This is a genomic window from Roseospira navarrensis, assembly GCF_009601025.1.
In the GTDB taxonomy this organism is placed as follows: Bacteria; Pseudomonadota; Alphaproteobacteria; order Rhodospirillales; family Rhodospirillaceae; genus Rhodospira; species Rhodospira navarrensis.
In genome coordinates this window covers 1-4,966 of the sequence record NZ_WIVE01000120.1, presented here as the reverse complement: position 1 = coordinate 4,966, position 4,966 = coordinate 1, and the positions used below count along the sequence as shown (strand labels likewise).

The following is a 4,966-nucleotide window of genomic DNA, read 5'->3' as shown; positions in this document are numbered from 1 at the left end:
TCCTGGGCATCGCCACCACCAAAGGCCCAATCTCCTACGATATGTTGATCGCGCCGGAAGCAAAGGGATAAGCCTTTAACAAAGTTTGACAATCTTCGCTGCGTTGTCGATCCTCGACCGGGGAGGATCGGGGATGAACGTCTCGCTCACACCACAACTGGAAGAGTTCGTTCGACGCAAAGTCGCGTCCGGGCTCTACAACAACGCGAGCGAGGTTGTTCGCGAGGGGTTGCGCCTGATGATCGAACGCGAGGCCGCCGCGCAGCGTGCGCCAGACGCGCCGGGAGACGCCGTACAAGAGAACAAGGATCGGAACGAGGGCCGGGGATGACGGAGCTGAATTTCAAGGGGAAAGAGTTTGTCTACAACCACCACTTGGCGGTGCCGTTCCGGCCGCTGGAGATGCACGCGGACAAGGGCATCGGCGACCCCTCGCTCGACGGCAATCTGATCATTCACGGCGACAATCTACACGCGCTGAAGGCCCTCTTGCCGCTCTATGCCGGCAAGGTGGACTGCATCTTTATCGACCCACCCTATAACACCGGCAATGAGGGCTGGAGTTATAATGACAACGTCAACGCGCCAATGATCAAGGAATGGCTGGACTCGAACCCCATCGGGATCGAGGACGGTCTTCGCCACGACAAGTGGTGCGCCATGATGTGGCCGCGACTACGTCTCCTTTTTGAATTACTGTCCGAGCACGGAAGTCTATGGATAACGCTGGACGATAACGAGGTGCATCGGGGCCGGGCAATTCTAGACGAGATTTTTGGTGCCGAGCGGTGCGTTGGCCAAATCGCGTGGCAAAAAAGAACCTCTCGCGAGAACCGCGCGGCTCTATCTCCAAGTATCGATCACATACTTGTATATTCTAAGAGTGATCCTGATTTATGGAAACTGTACAGAAACTTGCTTTTGCCGGGTGAGAACGGGTACTCAAATCCTGACAATGACCCGAAGGGCGAATGGTCCTCCATCCCGTTTTCCGCGCAAGGGTTCCGAGAGAATCAAGTTTATAAAATTGTCACTCCGACAGGCGTAGAGCTTGATCCGCCGAAAGGCCGGTGCTGGGGCGCGACAGAGCCGGAGTTTGAGCGCCTCAAGGCCGAAGGGCGAGTTTACTGGCCGAAGGGTGGAAACGGCCGGCCGCGTATAAAACAATACCGAGAAGAAGCAAAAGGTTTGGTCCCATCTACCCTGTGGATGAGTCACGAGGTGGATGATACTGAAGATTCGAAGAAGCAGCTTTTGGAGATTTTTTCAGAAAAGGTAGAGATAGATTTTCACGCGCCGAAGCCGCCACGACTTATTAGACGAATAATTCAGATTGCCACGAAGAAGGATAGTTTGATCCTCGATTCTTTTGCAGGAACGGGATCAACGGCGCACGCAGTTCTAGCGCAAAACCAAGCTGACTCTGGAGACCGGACATTCATTCTTGTTGAAATGGAAGGCTATGCCGACGAATTGACTGCCGAGCGAGTTCGGCGGGTAATCAAAGGCTACGACTTCAAAGGCACGCAACGAACGGAATTGCTCCGCGAGAAGCTATCCTGGACCAAGCTCAAGAGCGCGGAGAAGCTGACTAAGCAGGTCGAGGGGATAGAGAACCTGCACGGCCATGAGTATGACAGCATCAAAAAGCAGGTGAAGGACGGCGAGCTGATCGTCACCGGCGAGAAGAAGGTGGATGAACACGCCGAGGGCCTGGGCGGCACCTTCACCTATTGCACGCTTGGCGAGCCGGTCGAGTTGGACAAGGTGTTGAGCGGCGAAGACCTGCCGCCCTATGCCTCGCTTGGCGCGGCGCTCTTCCACATGGCGACAAACGAGGCGCTGGAATCGGCGGCGATGGACGAGGCCGCCTTCTATCTCGGCGAAAGCGAGAGCGAGCATGTCTGGCTGATCTACAAGCCTGATCTGGAATGGCTGAAGTCGCCTGAGGCGGCGTTGACCCTTTCCCGCGCCAAGGAGTTCGCGGCGGCCAAGCCGGGCAAGAAGCACCTTGTTTTCGCGCCGGCGCGCTTTGTCAGCCAGAAGATGCTGAAGGAGCAGAATATCCCGGTGGAATTCGTGCCGCTTCCCTTCTCGCTCTACCGGATCGAGCGGAGCTGATCGGATGTTGCGCCAGCTCGACTATCAGGACCGGGTGCTGACCACCATCGACACGTATCTCGACGTGTTGAAGGAGAAGAAGGCCGAGGCCGACGAGATCGCCGAGCTAGCGGCCAGCAAGCCGCACCTGAAGCTTGAGGTGCCGGACTTTGCCGAAGCGGCATGGCAAGAGCTGAAGGCGGCCGGCAAGCTGCCGGCGTCCCGTGCAAACATGCCCTTTTCGGAACGCCGGGACGGGGTGGGGCGACCCGTGCCCAATGCCGTGCTGAAGGTGCCCACCGGCGGCGGCAAAACCTATCTCGCCGTCAATGGCGTCTCTCGGATCATGGGTCGCTATCTCGGCCGCAATACCGGCTTTGTGCTGTGGATCGTGCCGAACGAGGCGATCTACACCCAAACGCTGAAGCACCTGAAGGATCGCCAGCACCCGTATCGCCAGGCGCTCGACCGGGCCGCCGCCGGCCGCGTGCGGATCATGGAGAAAACCGACACCCTCGATGCCCGGGACGTGGAGAACAATCTGTGCGTCATGCTCTTGATGCTCCAGTCCGCGAACCGGGAGACCCAGGACACCCTGAAGATGTTTCAGGACCGGGGCGACGTGCACGGCTTCTTTCCGCCGGAGGGAGAGCAGCAGGCGCACAAGGCGGCAATCGAGAAGACGCCGAACCTTGCCGCCTATGACGATATCTTCCCGATGGTGAAGGACTCGCTTGGCAACGCCTTGCGCGTGATCCGACCGGTGGTGGTGCTGGACGAGGGCCACCGGGCCATATCCGATCTGGCCTTCAAGACCCTCTACGGCTTCAATCCCTGCTTTGTGCTGGAGCTGACCGCGACCCCGCAGGACGTGCAGCCGCGCGGCGGCAAGAACCCGCGCGAGGGCCGTTATGCGAATGTCCTGGTCGAGGTGACGGGCCGCGAACTGGACCGCGAGGGCATGATCAAGATGCCCCTCAATCTCGACCCGCGTCAGGGCACGGACTGGAAGGCCACCCTCAACGCGGCGCTGACCAAGCTGGACGACCTGGACCAGAAGGCGCGGGCGCTGCGCGCGGACACCGGCCGCTATATCCGGCCGATCATGCTGATCCAGGTGGAGCGCACCGGTGCCGAGCAACGGGAAAGCGGACACATTCACGCGGAGGACGTGAAGGAATGGCTTTTGACCGCCGGCTTCGACGAGGCGGAGATCGCGATCAAGACGGCCGAGACGAACGATTTGAGCCAGCCCGAGAACCAGAACCTTCTCGCGCCCACCAACCGCGTGCGGGCGATCATCACCAAGCAGGCGCTTCAGGAGGGGTGGGATTGCCCCTTCGCCTATGTGCTGTGCTCGCTGGCCGCCAGTTCGAACAAGAAGGCCATGACGCAGCTTGTCGGGCGCATTCTGCGCCAGCCGGACGCCTTGAAAGCCGAGATACCGGCCCTGGACGAGTGCCATGTTATCACGCACCACGCGGCAACGGCCGACGTGGTGAGCGCGATCAAGGAAGGTTTGGAACAGGACGGCTTGGGCGATCTGGTGTTGGAGGTGGCGGCCGACGACCCCGGCGCGGCCGGCAAGGTGGCGCGCAAGATCGAGCGCCGGCCGGACTTCAAGTCCACCGAGATTTACCTTCCCAAGGTCATGCGCGTTGACGGCGCGGATGTGCGAGAGCTGGACTACGAAACAGACATTCTGTCCGCCATAGACTGGCGCGACTTCGATCCGAAAGAGATCGCCGAGCGCATTCCCGAGAATGCCCAGGCGTCCGAAAGTCAGCTCCAGCGGATCAGGTTGTCGGATGACGGCGACGAGCTCTTCGTCGGCGAAAGCATCGAGGCCACCCACGAGACCATGAGATTCAACGCGCCCCACGTGGTGCGGATGATATCCGACCTGGTGCTTAACCCCTTTGTCGGCCGCCAGATCGTCGCGCGGCTTGTGGAGGCGTTGAAGGCGCGGGGCTTTGATGACGACAAGCTCGGCAAGCTCACCAGCCTGATCGTGGAAGAGCTGCGGCGTGGGCTTGATGCCGAACGCACGGCGCGTGCCGAAAGACTCTTCAAGGACGAGGTGGCCGCCGGCCGCATTCAGTTCCGGCTACGTCTCGACGGTCGCAACTGGCGCATGCCGTTCGAGATGGAGACCATGCAGCCGGAGGGCGCGGATCAGCTTCCCGGCAAGGACGGTGCGCCGCTGAAGAAGAGCTTGTTCGCGCCGGTCTACAAGGATGATCTCAACAAGGACGAGCGGGACGTGGCTGTTTATCTCGATGGCGAGAAGGCCATGGTCTGGTGGCACCGAAACGTCGCGCGCAAGCAGTACAGCATCCAAGGATGGAAGCGGGCGAAAATATACCCTGATTTTATCTTCGCGGTGCAGGGCGAGGGCGAAGCGCAGCGGATATCCGTGCTGGAGACGAAAGGCGATCAGCTCGACAACCTGGACACCGCCTACAAGCGCGAGGTGCTGGAGTTCATGTCGGGCAATTTCCAGTGGGACGACGCGACGCCGGCCGGCGAACTGGAGCTTGTCCAGAACAACGGCGAGACGGTCAACTGCACCCTCATCCTCATGAGCGAGTGGAAGACCAAGTTGCCGGAGTACCTGTAAATCTTTGCTGGAGCTCGCCTCCTTGGATTGCGAGAGTTCTGTGTAGACTTGATGGGTGTTATTCCTAATTTCCGCTTCATTTTTTGTGGCGCTCAGCTGCTATCTTTCAGAAGTACCCTTCACGGCTAGAGCTTACTGTCCCAAGTTAGCTTTCAAGGTGCGATTGAATGGCTGTGTAACCTGATGTCTGGAAATTTTGCACGAGGGGGCGCACCTGCATGCCCATCCGTGGGGCGCGCCCCACGG

Annotated in this window: 3 protein-coding genes; all 3 read left to right on the top strand. The window is 59.7% G+C overall.

What is annotated here, in order from left to right:
- Positions 1 to 133: 133 nt before the first annotated feature.
- From GHC57_RS20515 to GHC57_RS18650, 3 genes are read left to right on the top strand one after another with little or no spacing between them, the layout of a single operon-like run.
- Positions 134 to 331, top strand: a complete 198-nt coding sequence (locus tag GHC57_RS20515) for a type II toxin-antitoxin system ParD family antitoxin (protein WP_153347097.1) — start codon at positions 134 to 136, stop codon at positions 329 to 331.
- Positions 328 to 2,121 carry a site-specific DNA-methyltransferase gene (locus GHC57_RS18655; protein WP_153347095.1) on the top strand — a complete coding sequence of 598 codons (1,794 nt, stop codon included), beginning with the start codon at positions 328 to 330 and terminating at the stop codon, positions 2,119 to 2,121. Before GHC57_RS20515 ends, GHC57_RS18655 begins: the two co-directional genes overlap by 4 nt.
- A gap of 4 nt (positions 2,122 to 2,125) precedes the next feature.
- Positions 2,126 to 4,720 (top strand): DEAD/DEAH box helicase, encoded by a 2,595-nt coding sequence (locus GHC57_RS18650; protein ID WP_211369252.1) that lies wholly within the window; start codon positions 2,126 to 2,128, stop codon positions 4,718 to 4,720.
- Positions 4,721 to 4,966 lie beyond the last annotated feature (246 nt).

Coding starts and splice junctions, on each gene's coding strand:
- GHC57_RS20515 (WP_153347097.1), top strand. CDS start 134: ATGAACGTCTCGCTCACACCACAACTGGAAGAGTTCGTTCGACGCAAA.
- GHC57_RS18655 (WP_153347095.1), top strand. CDS start 328: ATGACGGAGCTGAATTTCAAGGGGAAAGAGTTTGTCTACAACCACCAC.
- GHC57_RS18650 (WP_211369252.1), top strand. CDS start 2,126: ATGTTGCGCCAGCTCGACTATCAGGACCGGGTGCTGACCACCATCGAC.